1 pseudogene is annotated in these 5408 nt (G+C 68.7%); it reads left to right on the top strand.

The features are described from left to right. Nucleotides 1-5408: pseudogene (gene cdiA, locus KIF87_RS22925) on the top strand (contact-dependent inhibition toxin CdiA); the annotation flags it as partial.

The following is a 5408-nucleotide window of genomic DNA, read 5'->3' as shown; positions in this document are numbered from 1 at the left end:
CGGGAAGCGAAAGGCATCATCAACGAAGTCACCGGCGCCAGCCGCTCGCAGCTGCAGGGCTACACGGAAGTCGCCGGTAAGGCGGCAAACGTCATGGTGGCCAACCCGTACGGGATCACCTGTAACGGGTGCGGATTTATCAACACCCCGAACGTCACCCTGACAACCGGCAAGCCGCAGTTTGACGCCAGCGGTAACCTGCTGGCGCTGGATGTCACGAAAGGGGCCATCACGGTTGAAGGTCAGGGGCTGGACGCCAGCAAGAGCGACGCGCTGTCGATTATTGCGCGCGCAACGGAAGTGAACGCCGCGATCCACGCGAACGACCTGACGGTAACGGCAGGGGCGAACCGCGTGGGCGCAGACGGCAGCGTTAAGCCGATTACCGGTGAGGGCGCCGCGCCCGTGGTGGCGGTGGATACCGGCGCGCTCGGCGGGATGTATGCCAACCGTATCCGCCTGGTCTCCAGCGAGACGGGCGTGGGGGTGAACCTCGGCAACCTCACCGCGCGCCAGGGCGATATTCAGCTGGATGCGGGCGGCAAACTGACGGTCACGAACAGCCTGGCCAGCGGCTCGGTTAGCGCGAATGGCGCGGGGGTGGCCCTCAGCGGCAGCCATCAGGCCGGTGGCGCGCTGAATGTGGCCAGCTCGCAGGATGTGGAACTCAATAACAGCACGCTCGACAGCCAGGGCGATATGCGCCTTTCCGCTGCGGGGAAAATGCAGACGACGGGCGGCGGGACAAACAGCGCGGGGGCGCTGGCGGTCAGCAGCGGGCAGGCGATGTCGCTCAGCAACACCTCCCTTATCTCCCGCGGCGCGGCGACGCTGGACAGTAAAGGCACCCTGACCGTCAACGGCGGCGGCGTGTCGGCACAGGGCGGGGCGCTGACCGTCGCGGGCGGGCAGGGAGTGGCACTTTCGGATGCGACGCTGACAGGCCAGGCCGACACCACGCTGTCCACCGGCGGCAGCCTGACGCAGCGCGGCGGCAGCGTCACCAGTAAGGGCGCGCTCAGCGTGGCGGCCGGGAAGGATATCACGCTGACGAATACCCGCAGCGGAAGCGATACCCGCACGACGCTGACGGGCGGCGGCACGCTGTCATCCACGGGCAGTGCGGTCTCGGCAGGGGAGAGCCTGGCGCTGAGCGGCGGGCAGCTGGTGCTGGACGGCCAGAGCCGGGCCGATGCCGCGGCAGATATCCGCCTGACGGGCAGCACCGTCAGTAGCCAGGGGCAGGTGAATGCGGGGCGCGACATAACGCTCTCCGGCGACAGGGTGTCAAACGGCGGCCAGCTGGCGGCGAAAGGCCATCTGGACGTGAACGCCGGAGACCTGACGAACGGCGGCACGGCGCAGGGCAACGACGTCACCCTCAAGGGGCAGACGGTGACCAATAGCGGCACCCTGCAGAGCGGCGGCAGCCTGGCGTTAAGCGCCGGAACCCTGGAGCAGCGGGGCACGCTGAGCGCGAAAGGCAATGCGAACGTCACGGCGCAGCAGACCCTGCGTAACGGCGGCAGCCTGCTGGCTGACGGCGCGATGAACGTGACCGCAGGCACGCTTGAGCAGAACGGCACCCTGTCTGGCGCGACGGCGCTGACGGCGCAGGCCGGTACCCTGACCAGCGGTCAGGCGTCCCGCACCACCAGCCAGGGCAACGTACAGCTTACCGCGACCCGCAGCGCCAGCCTGAACGGGCAGACGGACGCGGCGGGGGCAGTCACCGTCAGCACCGGCGACCTGACCACCGGCCAGGATGCGCATCTGCAGAGCGGGCAGGGGCTCACCCTGCAGGCGCAGAATGCCGTGCTGAACGGCACCCAGGCGGCGAAAGGAACCCTGTCGGTGACGGCGGGCACGATTGTGCACGCCGGGAAATCCACCGGTGACACGCTGAGCCTTAACGCGACCGGCGACCTGACCAGCGGCGGAGAGCTTACCGCCGGCACCATCACGCTCGGCGGACAGAACATCCTCCAGTCCGGCGCCGCAAAAGCGGACCGCATAACCCTGACGGCCCCCGGGCGTATCACCAGCAGCGGCTCTCTGGTTGCCGGTACCCTCTCGCTGGATGCTGCCTCGGTGGAGAACGGCGGGCTGCTGCAGGGAACCACCCTGCTCGGCCTGAAGACCGGGTCACTCACGAACCTCGCCGGCGGGTCGGTCTACAGCGCACAGGATTTAACGCTGAACGTTCCGGTGCTGGCCAACAGCGGGCTTATCACCACCGACGGCACGCTGCGCATTAAAGGCGACACGCTGACAAACCAGGGCGAAATCAACGGCGTCAGCCTGAGCGGTGAGTACCTCAGCCTGACCAACACCGATACCGGACGCCTGCTGGCGGACGACCGCCTCAGGCTGAACGGCACTACTCTGGTAAACGCGGGCAATATAGCGGCCAGCGACCTGCACATCACGGCGGACAGACTGGAGAACCAGGGCACCGTCGAGGGGGGCGCGGCCCTGACGCTCGGCGTGGCGGACCTCACCAACCGCGGCGCGCTGCGCAGCAGCGGAACGCTGACGCTCAGTGGCGAAACGCTTGCCAGCAGCGGCGAGCTCAGCGCCACCGCGCTGCTGCTGAACCTGACCCGTCAGGTCAGCAACGAGGCCGGTGGCAGGGTGATTGCCCGGGACGGCCTGACGCTGACCGCCGCCAGCCTGACGAACAGCGGGCTGATGGCCGGTACCGACGCGCAGTTTAACAGCGCGTCGGTGACCAACGGCGGCACGCTGCAGGGAACCCGCTCCCTGACGGCGACGGGGGTGCAGCTCAGCAACCTGCAGGGGGGCATGCTGCTCTCCGGTGGCGCGCTTGACCTGCACCACGCCACCCTGAACAACGCCGGACTGCTGCAGGGCAATACCCTGAACCTGGCCACCGGCGAGTGGATTAACACCGGTAACGCGCTCGGGGAAGCGGGCGTGACGGCGGCGGTGACCGGGGCGCTGACCAACAGCGGTAAGGTGCTCAGCCAGCAGGCGCTCGACGTTCAGGCCGGCAATACCGATAACCGGGGCCAGCTGCTGGCGAAAGTGCTGACCCTGCGGGGCGACCTGCAGAACAGCGGCCTGCTTCAGGGGAGCAGCACGCTGGCCTGGTCCGGCAACACCTTCGCGAACCAGGCTCAGGGGCAGGTGACGGGCGGCGAGGCCCTGACCCTGAGCGGACAAACCCTCAGCAACGCGGGCAGCCTGCAGGGGCGCAGCGCGACGCTGGACGCCGGGAGCCTGAATAACCAGGGCAGCGTTCAGGCGCTGGACGCCCTGACGCTTGCCGCGACCGGCAGGCTGGATAACAAAGGGGCCCTGCTCAGCCAGAACCTGTTCACGCTGACGGCGGCGCAGCTGTTTAACGACGGCCGGCTGGCGGGGAAAGCGCTGGCGGTGAACGCCGCGCAGCTGAATAACACCGGCATTCTGCAGGGTAACGACACGCTGGCGCTGACCACCCGCGTCCTGAGCAACGGTGCCGCCGGGCAGCTGGTGAGCGGCAGCGACCTGAGTTTGTCCCTGGACACGCTTGATAACGCCGGTCTGCTGCTGGTGAACGGCGGGTTTACCCTCCGGGGCAGCGACCTGACCAACCGGGGCGATATTCAGGCGCAGAGCCTGGATTTGGGCCTGAGCAACACCCTGACAAATACAGGAAACCTCGTGGCCACCGGCGATGCCGCGCTTCACGCGACGACGCTGACCAGCAGCGGCACGGCGGCGGGCAGAACGCTGACCGCAGGCGCGGCGGAGCTGCGCAACAGCGGCCTGATGCAGGGCAGCAGTGCGGTTAACGCCACCGCCGACCGCTTTATCAACGAGCTGAACGGTAAATGGCTCTCCGGCGGCGGGTTCACGCTGACGGGCGGACAGCTGACCAACGCCGGTACGCTGCAGGGCACCACGCTGGGCATGACCGGCACCACCCTCACCAACAGCGGCACGGTGAACGGACAGTCGGGACTCGGCGGCACGCTCAGCGGGGCGTTAACCAATACCGGGCTGCTGCAGAGCGGCGGCGCAACCACCTTCACCGCGGACACCCTGGCGAACCCGGGGCGCATCACCGGCGGCACGCTCTCCCTCACTGCCCGCGATATGAACAACGGCGGGCTGATGCAGGGAACGAACGGCCTGGCGCTCACCGGCACCACGCTGACCACGGGCGCAGCCTCGCGCACCCTCTCGGGCGGCATGCTGACGCTGGACGCAGGCCAGCTGACCACGCAGGGCACGCTGCAGGGGAACGGCGCAGACGTCCGCGCCAGCGACTGGACGCACGGCGGGTCCCTGCTCAGCCAGGGGGCGCTGACGGCCACGACCGGCGGCACGTTGACCTCAACCGGCTCGCTGATGAGCCAGGGCGGGGCGGATATCACCGCACAGACGCTGGATAACCGCGGGCAGCTCCTCAGCGAGGGCGATGTGACGCTCGGCGGCAGCACCCTTACAAACAGCGGCACCGTGCAGGGGAACACCCTCGCGCTGCGTCAGGGCAGCATTAACAACCAGGGCACCCTGACCGGCCTGCGGAGCCTGACCGTTCAGGGGCAGCAGCGGCTGATGGCGCGTATGGCGATGGCCGCACCGCAGCAGGCGCTGATTAACGGCGCAGGCGGCAAGCTTCTCACCCAGGGCACCCTGACGATTGCGTCCGGCGCGGTGACCAACGCCGGCAGCTGGCAGGCACAGAACATTGTGCTTAACGCCCAGTCGCTCACCAACAGCGGGGCGGTGCAGAGCGCCGACGGGCTGCAGATGACGCTGGCCGACGCGCTCACCGGGACCGCGGGCAGCAGGATCACCGCGCTGGGTGCGGCAACGCTGCAGGCCGCCACGCTGGCGAACCAGGGGCAGTGGGCGGCGAAAAACCTGACGCTGACCGGCGGCACGCTCAGCAACAGCGGCGCCATCAGCGGGGTGAATGGCCTGACCCTCAGCCAGACCGGCGCGGTCAGCCAGCAGTCTGGCGGCACCCTGCTCTCCGGCGGGGCGCTGAACGTCACGGCGGCCTCCGTCACCAGCGACGGCAAAATGCAGGGGAGCACGCTCGGCATCACCACCGGGGCGCTCACCAACGGCGGACGTCTGCAGGGCGATAACGGCGCGACGCTGGCCCTCAGCGGGACGCTGACCAACAATAGCGGGGGCGAAATCGTCAGCCGCGATGGCCTGACGCTGACCGCGCCCGCGCTGTTTAACTACGGCCTGATTCAGGGCGGCGGCGAGACGCGCGTGACCGCCTCCTCGCAGGCGCGTAACGACGGCAGGCTCCTGTCCGGCGCGCGCCTGACGCTCGGCACGCCGCAGTTCACCGGCACCGGCTGGCTGCAGGCCACCGACCTGATACTCAATGCGGCAAACGCCGTCAACGGCGGCACGTGGGTGGCCGACCGGGCCAC

Origin of the sequence: Enterobacter sp. 120016 (assembly GCF_018383635.1) — a bacterium.
In the GTDB taxonomy this organism is placed as follows: domain Bacteria; phylum Pseudomonadota; class Gammaproteobacteria; order Enterobacterales; family Enterobacteriaceae; genus Enterobacter; species Enterobacter asburiae_D.
The sequence above is the reverse complement of the archived record's forward strand: the minus strand, read 5'-3'. Positions and strand labels throughout refer to the sequence as shown.